Genomic DNA, 16,239 nt, shown 5'->3' with positions numbered 1-16,239 from the left:
CCAAGCACCGCTAGCGATTGGAGCAGCCTCCGTGGATTTTTAAAAGCTCCATTTCTTTACCGCAAATCCCAACGGTGTGGCACCGGAGTAGGGAATCAAATCCAGAGGGTGCATCCACGCATCAGAGAAGTGAATGTTCAGATGGAGGGCCATGGGCAACAAAATGTCTTGACCCGGCACTGCGTCTACCTGCATAAGCGATGAGCCCGGCAATGGCGACCTGTTAAGGTTTCCATTCCTGGGGTCTGTCCATTGCAAATGACCTTTTCCGAGAACCCATACGCTATCCGGCCACTCGATCGGGTCTCGCCCCCCACACCAATCCATCAGATGATTGCCGATTGTCTCAAGGTTGAGACCATCAAAAGCAACGATCATCCCGGATGTCGGGAAAAAATTAAAATTCTTACCGTATGCCGATGTGGAACGAGGGATGAGCCCCGGGACTGGCCGGTAAGCAACTTTACCAAGCCTACGAACCTTGGCAATCTTTTCGCAGGCATCCACCAACTGCGCCTTGTCGAGCTTTGTCTTTACCTCAACTACGCCGTAGACACACTCGTTGGGGATGATTCTGTAGCCATTGAGCGTAGTAAATGGTGGTGTCCCTCGGTCAATGAGTACAATGTCGCACTGGGGTGAAACCTCACCGCCAGAGGCAACAATTTCAGCACTATGGACGGCCTCAACATGCGACGGCAGGTAGCCCGAGAAGAACTCGCGTATCAACGCCTCACGTGATGCACCGGCCTCACCGTTGTGGTTGAAGTTCCGGGACTGCTCAAAGTCGGCATGCATCTTCTTGGCCACGGAGCCGAGGATCATGCCGAGCTTCTCTTGGGTCATACCCGGATCCTAGGCTCCACCATGTGGCCGCGGCCGGTCACCGCCGCTTCTCGCCAACATCTTCTGGCACGAACATGGCACACCCGCAGTGGGACTACAGCGACAACGAAGGGCCAACTCGTCCGGATCACCCCGGTGAGCTGGCCCTTCTGCAGTGTCTGGCGCGGAGCCCCCTGTCGGGTTCGAACCGACGACCCCCGCTTTACAAGAGCGGTGCTCTGGCCAGCTGAGCTAAGGAGGCGCGGTGGCCGTCCGCGGAGATCCACGGCGGCACCAGTGGGCAGTGTACCGGGCGGGGGCGCGGGGGGTGGGTTGGTTGTGCGGGGCGTGCGGGGGCGGGTGGGAGGGGGTGTGACCGGATCGATGCCAACTCGGGGGCGGCAGAGGGCTGACAAAAGGATGAACTGCCAGGTAGCGTCGCGGGGAGCCGGGCCCGGCACCAGTGGTTCAGACCAGTGGGGAGTTGCCGGGGCGGCGGCGAGAACATCCACCTTTACTCGGATCGTCCGGCACGTTCCTGCCGGTGAAGGAGCGAAGCACCATGGCTTCTGTGACGTACGACAAGGCCACCCGTGTGTACCCGGGTGCCGACAAGCCCTCCGTCGACCAGCTCGACCTGGAGATCGCGGACGGCGAGTTCCTCGTCCTGGTCGGTCCCTCCGGCTGCGGCAAGTCGACCTCGCTGCGCATGCTGGCCGGCCTGGAGGACGTGAACGAGGGCGCCATCCGCATCGGCGACCGCGACGTGACCCACCTGCCGCCGAAGGACCGGGACATCGCCATGGTGTTCCAGAACTACGCGCTGTACCCGCACATGACCGTCGCCGAGAACATGGGCTTCGCCCTGAAGATCGCCGGCGTGAACAAGGCCGAGATCCGCACCAAGGTCGAAGAGGCCGCCAAGATCCTCGACCTGACCCAGTACCTGGACCGCAAGCCGAAGGCGCTCTCCGGCGGTCAGCGCCAGCGTGTCGCGATGGGCCGCGCGATCGTCCGCCAGCCGCAGGTCTTCCTGATGGACGAGCCGCTGTCGAACCTGGACGCCAAGCTCCGCGTGTCCACCCGTACCCAGATCGCCTCGCTCCAGCGCCGCCTGGGCATCACCACGGTCTACGTCACCCACGACCAGACCGAGGCCATGACCATGGGTGACCGCGTCGCGGTCCTCAAGGACGGTCTGCTGCAGCAGGTCGACGCCCCGCGCGCCATGTACGACCGCCCGGGCAACCTGTTCGTGGCCGGCTTCATCGGCTCCCCCGCGATGAACCTCATCGAGGTCCCGCTGGTCGACGGCGGCGTGAAGTTCGGCGGCTCGATCATCAACATCGACCGCGAGGACCTGGCCAAGGCCGGCGACGCGAAGAGCGTCGTGGTCGGCATCCGCCCCGAGCACTTCCAGGTCGTCCCGGCCGGCGGCCTCGAAGGCGTCGCGGTCGTCGTCAACGTGGTCGAGGAGCTCGGCGCCGACGGCTACGTGTACGGCACCACCCAGGTGTCCGGCGAGGACAAGGACATCGTGGTCCGCGTGCACAGCCGCGAGATCCCGCAGCGCGGCGAGACCATCCACATCGTGCCGGTCGGCAACGAGCCGCACGTGTTCACCACCGAGGCCGAGGGCGGCAAGCGCCTCAGCCGCTGACGCTGACGCAGACGCAGACGCAGACGCAGACGAGAGCACCGGAGGAGGGGCGCCGTACCTGACGGCGGCGCCCGCCCCCCGCTCTCCGCTTCTTCCACGGAACCCCCTGCCCACGGCGGTCGGCAGGGGGTTCCGGCGTTCCCGGAACGTCCCCGCGCACCCGGCCCGGCGGCTCCCCGGACACTTCCGGCCGCGATAGTGACGCTCCCCGGACGCTTCCGTCACTCCTGCGGACGCGGCGTCAACCCGATGGCGGAACAAAACGGGACAGCGGTCACCCGATGGTGTAACGCGGCGCGCCCGCCCCGCCACGCACCGCTACTCTCCTGTGCGTGAAACAGCTCGTGCGCCGCATCGCCCAGACCGTTGCCCTCACGCTGCCGGTGGTCCTGGTGACCACCGGCACGCTCGCCGTCACCCGCGTCCCGTGGGCCCCACCGACGGGCCTGGACCAGCAGGTGGTGGCGGCCTCCAGCGGCGACGGCACCATCGGCCGCACCGCCACGGCCCCCAACACCCAGGGGCTCGCCCCGCAGGACGCCCTCCGGGTGGACCTGATGGAGGAGCTGAAGAACCACAACCCGGGCACCGCCCTCGACCTGCTCGAGCGCACCATGCGCGAGAACCCGTCGCTGACCCCGTACTGCACCGCACTGGCCGGCGAGCTAGGCCGCGCCGCGGTGAAGAAGTACCAGGGCGACGCGAAGCGCGCCCGCTCCTTCGCCCGCCCGGTCTGCGACGGCTCGTTCGCCGCCGGCGTGGTCAACTGACCGACCGCGCACGGGAGAAGCGGCCCTGACGGCTCCGACGGTCCCGGCGGCGGCCCGCGCCCGGGCCCAACCAACCGGCCGGCCGCGCACCGGGGGTGCCCGCCCCCGACGCGGCCCGGGCCGGGCCGAGCGGGCCCGCTATCGTGGCGCGCATGACAGCAGACACCGGCACCGCCCCGGGTGCCACCGCCCCCGCCGTCACCCAGGCGGTGATCCTGGCGGGCGGACAGGGCTCCCGGCTGCGGCCGTACACCGACGACCGGCCCAAGCCACTGGTGGAGATCCCCGGCACCGGCAAGCCGATCATCGGACACCAGCTGGAGTGGCTGGCCGCCGAGGGCGTCACCGACGTGGTGATCTCCTGCGGCCACCTCGCCGAGGTGCTCCAGGAGTGGCTGGAACGGGCCGACCTGCCGCTGCGCACCCGGACCGTGGTGGAGGCCGAACCCCTGGGCCGCGGCGGCGGGTTGCGCTACGCCGCCGCCTCCCTGCCGCGCCCCGCCGAGCCCTGGTACGCCACCAACGGCGACATCTGGACCAGGTTCAGCCTGCGCGAAATGGCCGCCTTCCACCACGAGCGCGCCGCCACCGCCACCCTCGCGCTGGCCCGCCCGCGCATCCCGTGGGGCGCGGTGGAGACCGACCGCTTCGGCAACGTGCTGGACTTCATCGAGGCTCCGCCGTCCCCGTTCCTGATCAACGCGGGCCTGTACGTCTTCGCCCCGGGCTTCCGCGAGCTGCTCCCCGAGGTCGGCGACCACGAGCGCACCACCTTCCCGCAGCTGGCCCGCGAACGCCGGCTGGCCGGCTACCAGCTCCCGCAGGGCTGCTACTGGCGCGCCATCGACACCGCCAAGGACCTCACCGAGGCCGCCAAGGAACTCTCCGCGTCCCGACGGTAGTCCACGGCGCCCGGTACGGACCCGCCACGACGCCCCGGAGGCAGCGGAACGCGCTCCGGGGCGTCCCGCTGCCCGAGGGGGAAGCCCAGGCACGACCGCCGACGGCCCCGGGGGCCATACGGGGCACCGAAGACACCGGAGCAGAGCCGTAGGGCCCCTCCCGGACGTCCGGGAGGGGCCCTACGGCGTGTGTCGTTCCGCGCGGGGTCGGCCGTCAGGCGGCGGGCGCGGGGCGCTGCGGGCTCATGCCGAGTTCGAGCAGCGGCGGCCCGCTGCCCAGCAGGCCGCCGATCACGCCGTGCGAGGGCGGCGCGGTGCGCGGCGTCCCGGCGGGGGCGCCGCCCGTGCCGGTGCCGCCGGCGGAGCCGCCGTTGCCGTTGCTGCCGCCAGTGCTACCGGTGCCGGAGGTGCCCGGGCCGCCGCCGCTGCGGGCGGTCGGCGTGGAGCCCCCGGAGGGGGTGCCGCCGGACGGCTTGGCCTTGCCGCCGCTGCGGCTGGACGAGGGCGAGGGCGCGGCCGGGGCCTTGCTCTGGCCCTGGCCCTGGGTGGGGCTCGGCGTGGGGGTGGGCGTGGGCGACGGGGTGGGGGTCGGCGAGGGGCTGTTGCTCGGCCAGACCGGGGAGCCGAAGTCGGTGGGCGGCTCGACCGGCGCGGTGCTGCCGCCGGTGCGGACCGCCGCGCCGAGCAGCGAGCCGGAGAGCAGGGTGAGGCCGACCACCACGGCGGTGACCACGCCGCGCCGGCGCAGCATCCGCCGCCGGACCGCGCCGGGTTCGCCGGGCCCGTGCCGGCGGAACGCCTCCAGGGCGATCCGGCCGTCCAGCGAGGCGAACGGGGCCCCGGCCATCAGCAGCGGGCTCCAGGCCGCGAGGAAGATCAGGTCGGGGGTGTCGTAGACCGGCACCGCCTTCCAGCTCACGGTGAACAGCAGCGCCGCGGAGAGCGCCATCGCGGTGCCGGCCGCGAGCCGCTGCCACAGGCCCAGGATGGAGAGCACGCCGACCACGATCTCCAGGAAGGAGACCGCGAGCCCGGCGCCCACCGGGTGGGCCATCGCGAAGTCCAGCAGCGGCTGGGCGACCTTCCACGGGTGCAGCGAGGACAGCCAGCGCATCATCGAGCCGCGCTCGCCGCCGTCGAAGTACACCGGGTCGCACAGCTTGCTGAACCCGGCGTACACCGACAGCGAGCCGAGCAGCACCCGCAGCGGCAGCAGCACCAGGCCCAGGTCGACCCGGCGGCCGGGGTACCAGGCGTGCTTGGAGCCCTCGCTGAGCGACGGCACCTCCGGCAGCTCGCCCTCGGGCTGCCAGCTGCGCCCGGCGCCGATCCGGACCGACTCGTCCAGCAGTTCGGGGACGCCGACGTGCGGGGTCTCGCCCGGGGTGCCGGCGGGGCCGTACTGGCGCGGGACGCCCTGGAGCTGCTGGGTGTCGTCGTCCTCGAAGCCCTTGGCGGGGGCGGGCACGGTGGTCAGCCGGACGGCTTCCAGGAGCTGGGTGGCGGCGGTGTCGCCGGGCCCGGTCCGGCCGCTCCAGGCGGTGACCACCCGGGCCTTGCGGCGGGGGGCCCCGCCGGTGACCGAGGCGGCGGTGATCCCGGCCAGCGCGGGCACCGACGCCGCGGGCACCACGATCTGCGGGGTGACGCCGCTGCGCAGGCCGTACGGGTCACCGAAGGCGGCACCGGCCGGGGCGTCGATCATCGGGGCCACCGGGGCGGAGAGCCTGACCCGGAAACTGGCCTGGGTGCTGCTGAGCCTCGACGGGTCGGACGGCACCCGGACCGTGTTGAGGCCCGGACCGTCGTCTATCCCCGCGGGGCGCTGCCCGAGGCGCAGAGGTGTTCTGGTGTCCACACCCCTCTAACCGGGTGACGGGCCCCGAGGACACTCTCCCGGGTGGATTCCGGGAGAGGATTTGAAGTGATCATGAGAAAACCGATCGGGCCCGACCGGACCCGACCGGTTCCCCCACGAAAACGACGCGCCACCGCGGCGCCACCGTGACGCGGCACCCCGCACCGCGGCGCCGTCGCACCGCGGCGCCACCGCACCCCCGCGTCAGCGCTTGGCGCGCAGCCGGGCGGCCTCGTACAGCACGATGCCCGCCGCCACACCGGCGTTCAGCGACTCGGTCCGGCCCGGCATCGGGATGCGCACCAGCAGGTCGCAGGTCTCCGAGACCAGCCGGGACAGGCCCTTGCCCTCGGAGCCGGCCACGATCACCACGGGGCCGGTCAGCGCGTCCAGGTCGCCGATCTCGGCCTCGCCGTCGGCGGCCAGGCCGACCACCATGACGCCGGCCTTCTGGTACGCCTCCAGCGCGCGGGTCAGGTTGGTGGCGCGCGCCACGGGCAGCCGCGCCGCCGCGCCGGAGGAGGTCTTCCAGGCGCCCGCGGTCATGCCGGCCGCCCGGCGCTCCGGGATCACCACGCCGTGCGCGCCGAACGCGGCGGCGGAGCGGACCACGGCGCCGAGGTTGCGGGAGTCGGTGACGCCGTCCAGCGCGACGATCAGCGCGTCCTCCCCGTTCTCGGCGGCGCCCTCCAGCAGGTCGTCGGGGTGCGCGTACTCGTACGGCGGGACCTGCAGCACCAGGCCCTGGTGGTTGAGGCCGCCGGTCATCTGGTCCAGCTGGGCGCGCGGGGCCTCCATCAGCGGGACGCCGCGCTCGTTGGCGGCCTGGAAGGCGTCCCGGACCCGGTCGTCGGTGTCGAGGAACTGCTGCACGTAGAGCGCGGTCGCCGGGACGCCGCCCTGGAGCGCCTCGACCACCGAGTTGCGGCCCACCACCAGCTCGGCCGCGCCCGCGCCGCCGCGCCCGCTGCGGGAGCCGCCGCCGGCGCGGCGCATGCCCGCGCGGGACTTGGCGTCGCGCTCGCGCTTGACGGCCGCGTTGGCGGCGCGCTGCTTGGGGTGGCCCTTGCGGGCCTCGCCGGGCGGGGTCGGGCCCTTGCCCTGGAGTCCCTTCCGGCTGTGGCCGCCGGTACCGACGCTGGCACCCTTCTTCGATCCGGGGTTGCGGCGGTTCCTGCGCTGGCTGTTGCCGGCCATGGTTGTACTTCCTGTCTCTGCGTCTGCTTCGTGCGTCGGGGCCGCACCCCTACAAAGGTACGGCCCCGGCGCGCCCCGGAGGGCTACTGGTACTACCGGCGGCCGGTGGTCCGGCCCGGTGTCACTGCCCGATCGTCCAGCGCGGGCCGGACGGGGTGTCCTCGATCGCCAGCCCGGCGGCGCCGAGCTGGTCGCGGATGGTGTCCGCGGTGGCGAAGTCCTTGCGGGCGCGGGCGGCCTGGCGCTGGTCGAGGACCAGCCGGACCAGGGCGTCCACCACGCCGCCGAGTTCCTCGCCCTGCTCGGCGCCGCCGGCCCACTGCTCGTCGAGCGGGTCGAGGCCGAGCACGCCGAGCATCGCCCGGACCTCCGCCAGCCGGGCCGCGGTGGACTCCTTGTCGTCCGCGCCGAGCGCGCTGTTGCCCTGCCGGACGGCCATGTGCACGGCCGCGAGCGCCTGCGGGACGCCCAGGTCGTCGTCCATCGCCTCGGCGAAGGAGAGCGGCACCTCGGGGGCGGGGTCGACCGGGCCGCAGCGCTCCACGGCCCGCTCGATGAAGCCCTCGATCCGGGCGAACCCGGTCTCGGCCTCGCGCAGCGACTCCTCGCTGTACTCGATCATCGAGCGGTAGTGCGGGCCGGCCAGGTAGTAGCGCAGCACGATCGGCCGCCAGCGCCGGACCATCTCGGAGACCAGCACCGAGTTGCCGAGCGACTTGGACATCTTCTCGCCGGCCAGCGTCACCCAGGCGTTGTGGACCCAGAAGTTGGCGAACTCGTCGCCGAAGGCCCGGGACTGGGCGATCTCGTTCTCGTGGTGCGGGAAGATCAGGTCGAGCCCGCCGCCGTGGATGTCGAAGGCGCGGCCCAGGTACTTGTGCGCCATCGCCGAGCACTCCAGGTGCCAGCCCGGGCGGCCGCGGCCCCAGGGCGTCTCCCAGCTCGGCTCGCCGGGCTTGGCGGCCTTCCACATCGCGAAGTCGCGCGGGTCGCGCTTGCCGGTCTCGTTGTCGCCGGAGGGCTGCCGCAGGTTCTCCAACTCCTGGTTGGAGAGGGCCAGGTACTCCGGGAAGGTGGTCACCGCGAAGTACACGTTGCCGTCGGCGGCGTACGCGTGGCCGCGCTCGATCAGGCCGCGCATCATCTCGATCATCTCCGGGACGTGCCCGGTGGCGCGCGGTTCGGCGCTCGGCGGCAGGCACCCGAGGACGGTGTAACCGTCGTTGAAGGCGCGCTCGTTGGCGTACGCGATCTTCCACCAGTCGGTGGACTGCTCGCGCCCCTTGGCGATCACCTTGTCGTCGATGTCGGTGACGTTGCGGACGAAGGTGACGTCGTAGCCGCGGTAGCGGAACCACCGCTGCATCACGTCGAAGTTGAGGCCGGACCGGATGTGCCCGATGTGCGGCGGTGCCTGGACCGTGGCGCCGCACAGGTAGATCGAGACACAGCCCGGCACCAGCGGGACGAAGTCGCGTACCTGGCGGGTCATGGTGTCGTACAGGCGAAGGCTCACAGCGACCAGGGTAGTGGGCGGCGGGGGGTGCCCCGCCACCTTCCGGCCCCTTTGGCGTGCCCGCGTTCAGCCGATGTTGCCGACGATCTTGCGCGGGCTGAGCCGGATCACCACCCGGACGTCGTCCGGTCCGTCGAAGCCGTAGCCCTCGCCCCGGTACTTGTGCGACAGCTCGTCGATCAGCTCCCGGCCGCCCTCGGTGGTCAGGGTGACCTCGCCGCGCGCCTCGAAGTAGGTGTACGGGTCGTCCGCCGGGTTGACCAGCAGGCTGACCCGCGGGTCGCGCACCAGGTTGAGGTGCTTGCGACGGCCCTGCACGGTGGAGAACAGGATGTCGTCGCCGTCCCGCTTCACCCAGACCACGGAGGACTGCGGGCTGCCGTCGGGCTGCACGGTGGACACCACCGCGTAGCTCTTCGCGTCCAGCAGCGCCCCGACCTTGTCGCCGAGTTCGACGCCCATGTCTCCTCCTGTGCCTGGTTCTTGACGGCTTGTCGGCACTCAGGCTATGCGGCGGGCCGTTCGTAGACCAGTGCCGTGGCGATCGCGGCGAGTCCCTCCGCGCGGCCGGTCAGGCCGAGGCCGTCGGTGGTGGTGCCGGAGACCGAGACCGGGGCGCCGACCGCGGCGGACAGCGCGGCCTGGGCCTCGGCCCGGCGCTTGCCGACCTTGGGGCGGACGCCGATCACCTGGACGGCGACGTTGCCGATCTCGAAGCCCGCCGCCCGGACGAGGCGGGCCGCCTCGGCCAGCAGCGCGACCCCGGCCGCGCCCGCCCACTCGGGGCGGGAGGTGCCGAAGTGCGCGCCCAGGTCGCCGAGGCCGGCGGCGGAGAACAGCGCGTCGCAGGCGGCGTGCGCGGCCACGTCGGCGTCCGAGTGCCCGGCCAGGCCGGTCTCGCCGGGCCAGTCCAGGCCGGCCACCCGCAGCGGGCGGCCCACCTCGAAGGCGTGCACGTCGGTGCCGATGCCGACGCGGGGGAGGATCGGGTCAGTAGCCATCGGTGGCCCTCCGGCGGGCGAGCACGGCCTCGGCGAGCACGAGGTCCAGCGGGCGGGTGACCTTGAACGCCTCCTCGTGGCCGGGCACCACGACCACCCGGCCGCCGAAGCGCTCGATCAGCCCGGCGTCGTCGGTCACCTCGGCGCCCTCGGCGAGCGCCCGCTCGTGCGCGGCGACCAGCCCGGGCAGGTCGAAGCCCTGCGGGGTCTGCACCGCGCGCAGGGTGGAGCGGTCGGGCGTGTCCAGCACCGGCTCGGGGCCGGACGGCTGCGGCTCGACCCGCTTGACGGTGTCGGCCAGCGGCACCGCGGGCACCACCGCCGCGGCCCCGGCGCGCACGGCGGCGGCCACCGCGTCCACCACCTCGACCGGCACCAGCGGGCGGGCCGCGTCGTGCACCAGCACCACCCGCGTCCCGGCGGGGACCGCGGCCAGGCCGAGCCGCACCGACTCCTGCCGGCTGGCGCCGCCGGGCACCACCCGGACGTCCTTGCCGTCCAGGCCGTGGCTGTCCAGCAGCGAGACGACCTCGGCCACCCCGTCCGGCGGGGCGCACACCACCACCAGGCCGACCGCCCGGCTGCGGGCCAGCGCCCGGACGGCGTGCACCAGCAGCGGGACGCCGCCGAGTTCGCGCAGCGCCTTGGGGGCGCCGGGGCCGAGTCGCTCGCCGCGCCCGGCGGCCGGGACGACCGCTGCCGCGAGCTGTGCTGAGGCGTTCAGGTTTGGCTCCTCGGGTGTGATGGGTATGGCCCGTGCCGAGCGCGGATACCGCGAGCGGGCAGGCCCCCTTCCTGACTGCACGTTAGTGGAACCGCGCCCGTGGCCCCGCCATGCCACCCACCCCTTCCGGGCATGGCGAAGCGCCCGAGGTGCCGTTCGGGCACCACCGGGCGCTGCGTCGCACTGCTCAGGAGGCGAGGACCTCGTCGAGCAGCGTCTCGGCCTTGTCCTCGTTGGTGTTCTCGGCGAGCGCCAGCTCGCTCACCAGGATCTGCCGGGCCTTGGCCAGCATCCGCTTCTCACCGGCGGACAGGCCGCGCTCGCGCTCGCGGCGCCACAGGTCGCGGACGACCTCTGCGACCTTGATCACATCGCCGGACGCGAGCTTCTCGAGGTTCGCCTTGTACCGGCGAGACCAGTTGGTGGGTTCTTCGGTGTACGGTGCCCGGAGCACCTCGAAGACGCGGTCCAGGCCCTCTTGGCCCACCACGTCGCGGACGCCGACGAACTCGGCGTTCTCCGCGGGCACGCGAAGCGTCAGATCTCCCTGCTGCACCTTCAGCACCAGGTAGGTCTTGTCCACACCTTTGATCTGGCGAGTTTCGATGGCCTCGATCAGCGCAGCCCCGTGATGGGGGTAGACCACCGTGTCGCCAACCTTGAACGTCATGTGACAGGACCCCTTCCGTGGCTTTCCAGAATAACACGCTTTTCTGCTGACTCGAAGGGCGTTTTCGCAGGTCAGGGCCGGTCCCAGGGCTTGACAACCACCCCGGTCGCATGCTGCGACCGGTGTTCGATCAGGGCTTCCCGCAGGTCGGAGGCGGTCTGACCGCGCGGTGAAACCTCTGGTCACGACTCCGAAACCATGGTTGGATCTTGAGTTTTTGCCCCCGGCGCGCCGGGCGCCCCGGATCGTGATCGGACCGCGACACGGGGCCACCCCGTGAGAGGCGGATATGTGTGGTCGGTAGTCTGACCCTCGACCACCGACCGTGATCCGTTTTCCGCTGGATCGTCCCCCCATCAAGGAGAAGTCGCCGCCGTGAGCCGGAGCCTTCGACGCGGCGCTGTCGCCGCCATCGTCCTCGCCGCGATCGTCCCGCTGGCGGCCTGCGCCGCGGGCAACGACGCGAGCACGCTGCAGATCAAGCCGGACAACGCGGCGACGGCCATCGGGAGCGACGTCAGGCTCAACAACATCGTCGTGGTCACCCCCGGGGGGACGGCCGGCGAGTACACCGGCCCGGCGAACGTCACGGTCAACGTCGCCAACACCGGTGACGGCCCGGAGGTGCTGACCTCCCTGAAGGTCGGCGACACCGCCGCCAAGCTGACCGACAAGAGCGGCGCCCCGGTCGACGGCATCACGCTCGCGCCCGGCGAGTCGGTGCTGCTCGGGGCCGAGGGCGGCCCGCTCGCCGCGGTGCCGAACGCGGACGTGTCGGTCGGCGGCTACGTCAAGACGACCTTCACCTTCAAGAACGCCGGCGAGGTCTCCACCAACGCCAACGTGCAGCCGGCCGACGGCCTGTACGAGGGCTACGGCCCGGCGAAGGCGTCCCCCTCCGCCCCGGCCTCCCCCGCCGCGAGCGCCTCCGCCTCCGCGGGTGCCTCCGTCTCCGCGGGCGCCTCCACCTCGCCCTCCGCGGGCGCCTCGACCTCGCCCTCCGCCGGGGCCACCGGCTCGGCGAGCGCCCCGGCCGCCCCGTCCGGCTCGGCCACGGCCGGCTGACCCGGCGGCGCACGCACGGAACAGCAGGAGGGGCCCCGCCGCGGCGGGGCCCCTCCTCCGTGCTGTGCCGGTGCGCCACCGGCGCGTCGCGGTCTACGGCTCGAACTTGTAGCCCAGGCCACGGACCGTGACCAGGTAGCGCGGGGCGCCCGGGTCCGGCTCGATCTTCGCCCGCAGGCGCTTGACGTGGACGTCCAGGGTCTTGGTGTCGCCGACGTAGTCCGCGCCCCAGACCCGGTCGATCAGCTGCATCCGGGTCAGCACCCGGCCCGCGTTGCGCAGCAGCATCTCCAGCAGGTCGAACTCCTTGAGCGGCAGGTCGACCTTGGCGCCGTCCACCGTCACGACGTGCCGGTCGACGTCCATCCGGACCGGCCCGGCCTCCAGCGCGCCCGGGGCGGCCGCGCCGTCGCCGCCGCCGTCCTCGCCGCGGCGGCGGAGCACCGCGCGGATGCGGGCGACCAGCTCGCGGGTGGAGTACGGCTTGGTGACGTAGTCGTCGGCTCCTATCTCCAGGCCGACCACCTTGTCGATCTCGCTGTCCTTCGCGGTGACCATGATCACCGGGACGTTGGAGCGGACCCGCAGCTGGCGGCAGACCTCGGTGCCGGGCAGGCCGGGCAGCATCAGGTCGAGCAGGACGAGGTCGGCTCCGTTGCGCTCGAACTGCTCCAGCGCGTCGGGGCCGGTGGCGGCGACCGCCACCTCGAAGCCCTCCTTGCGGAGCATGTACGACAGGGCGTCGCTGAACGACTCCTCGTCCTCGACCACCAGTACTCGGGTCACGATCGGGCCTCCGGGGCAGGAAGTGTGGTTGCTGCGTGGTTTTCGGGGTCCTCGACCGGGGCCTGCCCGGCGGGGAGCCGCAGAGTGAAGGTGGAGCCCTGGCCCTCGACGCTCCAGACCGACACGGTGCCGCGGTGCGAGGCGGCGACGTGCTTGACGATGGACAGGCCGAGGCCGGTGCCACCGGTGAGGCGGGAGCGGGCGGGGTCCACCCGGTAGAAGCGTTCGAAGATCCGCTCGCGGTCCTTCTCCGAGATGCCGATGCCCTGGTCGGTCACCGAGATCTCGATCAGTTCGCCGTCCGCCTCGCCCAGTGCCGCGGCGCTGGAGATCCGGCGGGTGGCGAGGGCGACCCTGGTGCGCGGCGGGCTGTAGTTGACCGCGTTCTCCACCAGGTTGCCGAGGGCGGCGGCCAGTTGGCCGCGGTTGCCGACCAGGTAGAGGCCGGTGGTGCCGCCCGCCGCGATGACGATCTGCTTGGCGGCGGCGGTCTGCCGGCAGCGGTCGATCGCCTCGGCGATCAGCTCGTCCACCGCGACCGGCTCCGGGTCGACCTTGAGCTGGTCGTCCTGGACCCGGGACAGGTCGATGATCTCCTGCACCAGGCTGGCCAGCCGGGTGGCCTCCACCTGCATCCGGCCGGCGAAGCGCTGCACCGCCTCCGGGTCGTCGGAAGCGTCCGCGACGGCCTCGGACAGCAGCGAGAGCGCGCCGACCGGGGTCTTCAGCTCGTGCGAGACGTTCGCCACGAAGTCGCGGCGGATCGCCTCGATCCGGCGGCGCTCGGTGCGGTCCTCGACCAGCACCAGCACCAGCCGGGAGCCCAGCGGGGCGACCCGGACCGACACCGCGAGCGGCTCGGCGGTGCGGGCCGCCGCGCCGGGGCGGGTCAGCTCCAGCTCGATCTGCCGGATCTCGCCGTCCCGCCGGGTGGAGCGGGCCACCGACAGCATCCGGTCGACGGCCACCCGGCCGCCGCGGACCAGGCCCATCGAGTAGGCGGCGGAGGAGGCCTTGACCACCTCGTCGCCCTCGCCGAGCACGATCGCGCAGGAGCGGAGCACCGAGAGCACGGTGTCCACTCCCGGGGGGAGGGCCGGCTCCTGGTCGGGTTCCGGCGCTGTGTTCCTGCTGGTCCTGCCGCCCTTGCCCCTGCCCTGGTCGCGCTCGCTCCAACGGAAGGCGATGGAGGCGGTGAGGCCGACGCCGAGCCCGGCTATGGCGCAGGCAGCGGCGGCGGCCACGTTCACGTCCATGCCTGTCAGCGTAAATGGTGCCCGGGCGGGCTCCGTAAGGGTGCGATCAAGGCATCGGCCTGACGTTGCCGAGAATTCACCTTCACGCTGCCGCCGATTCACCGCAGCGGCCGTGGCAGGTCGCCCGAACGGCTCAGTCTGGGCCGGGCAAGCCCGTGTGGGCGGTGACGCGGCTACCATTCGCGCCACCAGCAGCGGCCGCCCGCGCCGCCCGCCCCTCCGGCGGGTCGGTCCGGGGCGTCCGGTCGGCACCGCCACCGACACCGGTACTGGAGGAGAAGAGCGCATGCGCGACGCGTACCACGAGGAACTCGACTCGATCAGCGACAGCCTGGTCGAGATGGCCCGCCTGGTCGGCTCGGCGATGGGACGGGCCACCACGGCCCTGCTGGACGCGGACCTCGCCCTGGCGGAGGGCGTGATCGCCGCCGACGAGAGGATCAACGAGCTGCACCACGGCCTGGAGAACCGCGCGATCGACCTGCTGGCCCGCCAGCAGCCGGTCGCCACCGACCTGCGGATCGTGGTCACCTCGCTGCGGATGAGCGCCGACCTGGAGCGCTGCGGCGACCTGGCCCGGCACGTCGCCAAGGTCGCGCGGCTGCGCTACCCGGAGACCGCCGTCCCGCTCGACCTGCACCCGATCGTGCTGGAGATGGGGCAGCTCGCCCAGCGGCTGGTCGCCAAGGCCGGCCTGGTGATCGCCACCAAGGACGTCGACAAGGCGCTGGAGCTGGAGGCGGACGACGACGCGATCGACGCCCTGCACCGCGAGCTGTTCTCGCACCTGCTGGACGACCGCTGGCACCACGGCATCGAGACCGCGGTGGACGTCACCCTGGTCGGCCGCTACTACGAGCGCTTCGCGGACCACGCCGTCTCGGTCGCCAAGCGGGTGGTGTACCTGGTCACCGGCGAGCACGTGGCCGACTTCGTAGCCACCGCGGAGTCCGCCGAGTAACCGTCCGCCGGGTCCGGCGAGGGGGCGCACGGCTGCGGAACCACCAGCCTCCGCGCGCCCGTTGACGTGTCGTCAACGGTGGGGTTTCACTCGGAGGGACGGGCGGCTGCTTCGGCTCGCCCGGCACCGCCCGGACGAGGAGGCAGCCCGATGAAGACCACCGGCACCCCGACCACTCCCCCGCCGCACCCGGTGGCCCCGGCCGCCGCGCGGCTGCTGCCGGTGCTGGCCGCCGGCTGCGGCTGCGGCCCGGGCTGCGGCTGCGGCTGCCAGTCCGGCTCGCCCTGCCAGTGCGGCGGCGTGACCGGCGGCTGCTGCGGCGGCCACTGAGCCCGCGCACGACGGACGGCCGGGCCGCCCCTCCCGCGAGGGGCGGCCCGGCCGTCCTGCCGTGCTCCCCGGCTCCCGCCGGGTGCCGGGGGCCTTCCGGGTGTCAGGAGAAGTTGACGTCCATGCACTGGTAGAAGGCGTTGCCGGTGTCCGCGATGTCCCAGACCGCCAGGATCACCTGGTGGCCGGTCAGCCCGGCGGGCAGGGTCGCGGTGTGGCTGAGCGTGGCCGGGGGCTGCTTGCCGCCCATCGGCACGGTCAGGAACGGGGTCAGGTTCAGGTTCGACCTGGTCAGCTTGGTGGTGGCGTCGTAGCCCGGCTTGGTGAGGAAGTACCGGAACGAGGTGGTGGCGTGCCGCGCCTCGATGCTCCAGGTCAGCGTCAGCTGCTGCCCGGCGGTGACCCTGGTGGTCGGCCAGCCGCCGCCCCGGGGGTCGTCCAGTTGCGCCCAGCGCGCGTCCGCGCCCGCGCACAGCTTGCCGTCGGCGGGCCCGGCGGCCGGGAAGCCCTTGGGTCCCTCGACGCTCTGCGGCTCCCACTGGATGTCGCCGCACTTCTTCACCACGCCGGCACCGCACAGCCCCGCCCGGCTGGGCGGCGTCGTGATGTACCCGTGCGAGCTGGCCGGGAGGGCGGTGGCCAGGACCGCCGCGGCGGCGGCGAAGCCGACCGCCAGGATGTTGCGCTTGCGCATGGTGCTCCTCCGTGGGGGTGGATG

General features: G+C 72.4%; 17 protein-coding genes and 1 tRNA gene. 6 read left to right on the top strand and 12 right to left on the bottom strand.

Going from position 1 to position 16,239, the window contains the following annotated elements:
* Positions 1–39 precede the first annotated feature (39 nt).
* Both K353_RS33765 and K353_RS13750 read right to left on the bottom strand, forming a co-directional pair.
* Entirely contained in the window at positions 40–846 is an 807-nt protein-coding gene (locus tag K353_RS33765) for a DUF6602 domain-containing protein (protein ID WP_146616456.1), read from the bottom strand.
* A gap of 167 nt (positions 847–1,013) precedes the next feature.
* Positions 1,014–1,087 (bottom strand) — tRNA-Thr (locus K353_RS13750).
* A 300-nt stretch (positions 1,088–1,387) separates the two neighbouring features.
* Between K353_RS13750 and K353_RS13745 the strand changes: the two genes are divergently transcribed.
* From K353_RS13745 to K353_RS13735, 3 genes are all read left to right on the top strand, one after another.
* Complete coding sequence (locus K353_RS13745; RefSeq protein ID WP_111553867.1) at positions 1,388–2,485, top strand: ABC transporter ATP-binding protein; 1,098 nt, start codon at positions 1,388–1,390, stop codon at positions 2,483–2,485.
* A gap of 332 nt (positions 2,486–2,817) precedes the next feature.
* On the top strand, positions 2,818–3,255 hold the full coding sequence (locus tag K353_RS13740) for a hypothetical protein (protein WP_100837644.1): 438 nt from the start codon (positions 2,818–2,820) through the stop codon (positions 3,253–3,255).
* A gap of 152 nt (positions 3,256–3,407) precedes the next feature.
* Positions 3,408–4,157, top strand: a complete 750-nt coding sequence (locus K353_RS13735; RefSeq protein ID WP_111553866.1) for a nucleotidyltransferase family protein — start codon at positions 3,408–3,410, stop codon at positions 4,155–4,157.
* Between the two features lie 214 nt (positions 4,158–4,371).
* Here the strand turns inward: K353_RS13735 and K353_RS13730 are convergent, their stop codons facing one another.
* The 7 genes from K353_RS13730 to K353_RS13700 all read right to left on the bottom strand — a co-directional run bounded on the left by K353_RS13730 (position 4,372) and on the right by K353_RS13700 (position 11,123).
* A complete protein-coding gene (locus K353_RS13730; protein WP_233533559.1) occupies positions 4,372–5,862 on the bottom strand; it encodes a DoxX family membrane protein in 1,491 nt (496 codons plus the stop codon).
* A gap of 357 nt (positions 5,863–6,219) precedes the next feature.
* On the bottom strand, positions 6,220–7,212 hold the full coding sequence (gene rlmB / locus K353_RS13725; protein WP_111553864.1) for a 23S rRNA (guanosine(2251)-2'-O)-methyltransferase RlmB: 993 nt from the start codon (positions 7,210–7,212) through the stop codon (positions 6,220–6,222).
* Between the two features lie 121 nt (positions 7,213–7,333).
* Positions 7,334–8,728, bottom strand: a complete 1,395-nt coding sequence (gene cysS / locus K353_RS13720; protein WP_111553863.1) for a cysteine--tRNA ligase — start codon at positions 8,726–8,728, stop codon at positions 7,334–7,336.
* Between the two features lie 66 nt (positions 8,729–8,794).
* Positions 8,795–9,190, bottom strand: coding sequence for a PPOX class F420-dependent oxidoreductase (locus tag K353_RS13715; protein ID WP_111553862.1), 396 nt, complete (start codon positions 9,188–9,190; stop codon positions 8,795–8,797).
* A gap of 44 nt (positions 9,191–9,234) precedes the next feature.
* A complete protein-coding gene (gene ispF, locus K353_RS13710; RefSeq protein ID WP_111553861.1) occupies positions 9,235–9,729 on the bottom strand; it encodes a 2-C-methyl-D-erythritol 2,4-cyclodiphosphate synthase in 495 nt (164 codons plus the stop codon).
* A complete protein-coding gene (gene ispD, locus K353_RS13705) occupies positions 9,719–10,480 on the bottom strand; it encodes a 2-C-methyl-D-erythritol 4-phosphate cytidylyltransferase (RefSeq protein WP_370447601.1) in 762 nt (253 codons plus the stop codon). The genes ispF and ispD overlap by 11 nt, the downstream gene beginning before the upstream one ends.
* Before the next feature lie 160 nt (positions 10,481–10,640).
* The gene (locus tag K353_RS13700; protein ID WP_014136563.1) at positions 10,641–11,123 is read right to left on the bottom strand and encodes a CarD family transcriptional regulator; all 483 of its coding nucleotides are present in this window, start codon (positions 11,121–11,123) and stop codon (positions 10,641–10,643) included.
* A gap of 375 nt (positions 11,124–11,498) precedes the next feature.
* Here K353_RS13700 and K353_RS34335 point away from each other — a divergent pair, with 375 nt between their 5' ends.
* Complete coding sequence (locus K353_RS34335) at positions 11,499–12,188, top strand: DUF461 domain-containing protein (protein WP_158585405.1); 690 nt, start codon at positions 11,499–11,501, stop codon at positions 12,186–12,188.
* Positions 12,189–12,281: 93 nt separating this feature from the next.
* Here the strand turns inward: K353_RS34335 and K353_RS13690 are convergent, their stop codons facing one another.
* Together K353_RS13690 and K353_RS13685 are read right to left on the bottom strand one after the other, a co-directional pair.
* Positions 12,282–12,974 (bottom strand): response regulator transcription factor, encoded by a 693-nt coding sequence (locus K353_RS13690; protein WP_033250991.1) that lies wholly within the window; start codon positions 12,972–12,974, stop codon positions 12,282–12,284.
* Positions 12,971–14,230: a cell wall metabolism sensor histidine kinase WalK gene (locus K353_RS13685; RefSeq protein WP_111553859.1), complete on the bottom strand. Its 1,260-nt coding sequence runs from the start codon at positions 14,228–14,230 to the stop codon at positions 12,971–12,973. The genes K353_RS13690 and K353_RS13685 overlap by 4 nt, the downstream gene beginning before the upstream one ends.
* Before the next feature lie 286 nt (positions 14,231–14,516).
* Here K353_RS13685 and phoU point away from each other — a divergent pair, with 286 nt between their 5' ends.
* Positions 14,517–15,191, top strand: a complete 675-nt coding sequence (gene phoU / locus K353_RS13680; RefSeq protein WP_111553858.1) for a phosphate signaling complex protein PhoU — start codon at positions 14,517–14,519, stop codon at positions 15,189–15,191.
* A 150-nt stretch (positions 15,192–15,341) separates the two neighbouring features.
* Positions 15,342–15,521, top strand: coding sequence for a hypothetical protein (locus K353_RS13675; RefSeq protein ID WP_111553857.1), 180 nt, complete (start codon positions 15,342–15,344; stop codon positions 15,519–15,521).
* Between the two features lie 103 nt (positions 15,522–15,624).
* Here K353_RS13675 and K353_RS13670 read toward each other — a convergent pair whose 3' ends face one another.
* Positions 15,625–16,215 carry a lytic polysaccharide monooxygenase gene (locus tag K353_RS13670; protein ID WP_111553856.1) on the bottom strand — a complete coding sequence of 197 codons (591 nt, stop codon included), beginning with the start codon at positions 16,213–16,215 and terminating at the stop codon, positions 15,625–15,627.
* Positions 16,216–16,239 lie beyond the last annotated feature (24 nt).

This window comes from Kitasatospora sp. SolWspMP-SS2h (assembly GCF_003259315.1).
GTDB lineage: Bacteria > Actinomycetota > Actinomycetes > Streptomycetales > Streptomycetaceae > Kitasatospora > Kitasatospora fiedleri.
The sequence above is the reverse complement of the archived record's forward strand: the minus strand, read 5'-3'. Positions and strand labels throughout refer to the sequence as shown.

Excerpts from the sequence above, each read along its gene's own strand:
- K353_RS13675 (WP_111553857.1), top strand. The coding sequence starts at position 15,342 with ATGAAGACCACCGGCACCCCGACCACTCCCCCGCCGCACCCGGTGGCC.
- K353_RS13715 (WP_111553862.1), bottom strand. The coding sequence starts at position 9,190 with ATGGGCGTCGAACTCGGCGACAAGGTCGGGGCGCTGCTGGACGCGAAG.
- ispF (WP_111553861.1), bottom strand. The coding sequence starts at position 9,729 with ATGGCTACTGACCCGATCCTCCCCCGCGTCGGCATCGGCACCGACGTG.
- K353_RS13670 (WP_111553856.1), bottom strand. The coding sequence starts at position 16,215 with ATGCGCAAGCGCAACATCCTGGCGGTCGGCTTCGCCGCCGCCGCGGCG.
- K353_RS13700 (WP_014136563.1), bottom strand. The coding sequence starts at position 11,123 with ATGACGTTCAAGGTTGGCGACACGGTGGTCTACCCCCATCACGGGGCT.
- K353_RS13745 (WP_111553867.1), top strand. The coding sequence starts at position 1,388 with ATGGCTTCTGTGACGTACGACAAGGCCACCCGTGTGTACCCGGGTGCC.
- K353_RS13685 (WP_111553859.1), bottom strand. The coding sequence starts at position 14,230 with ATGGACGTGAACGTGGCCGCCGCCGCTGCCTGCGCCATAGCCGGGCTC.
- rlmB (WP_111553864.1), bottom strand. The coding sequence starts at position 7,212 with ATGGCCGGCAACAGCCAGCGCAGGAACCGCCGCAACCCCGGATCGAAG.
- K353_RS33765 (WP_146616456.1), bottom strand. The coding sequence starts at position 846 with ATGACCCAAGAGAAGCTCGGCATGATCCTCGGCTCCGTGGCCAAGAAG.
- K353_RS13735 (WP_111553866.1), top strand. The coding sequence starts at position 3,408 with ATGACAGCAGACACCGGCACCGCCCCGGGTGCCACCGCCCCCGCCGTC.
- phoU (WP_111553858.1), top strand. The coding sequence starts at position 14,517 with ATGCGCGACGCGTACCACGAGGAACTCGACTCGATCAGCGACAGCCTG.
- K353_RS13730 (WP_233533559.1), bottom strand. The coding sequence starts at position 5,862 with ATGATCGACGCCCCGGCCGGTGCCGCCTTCGGTGACCCGTACGGCCTG.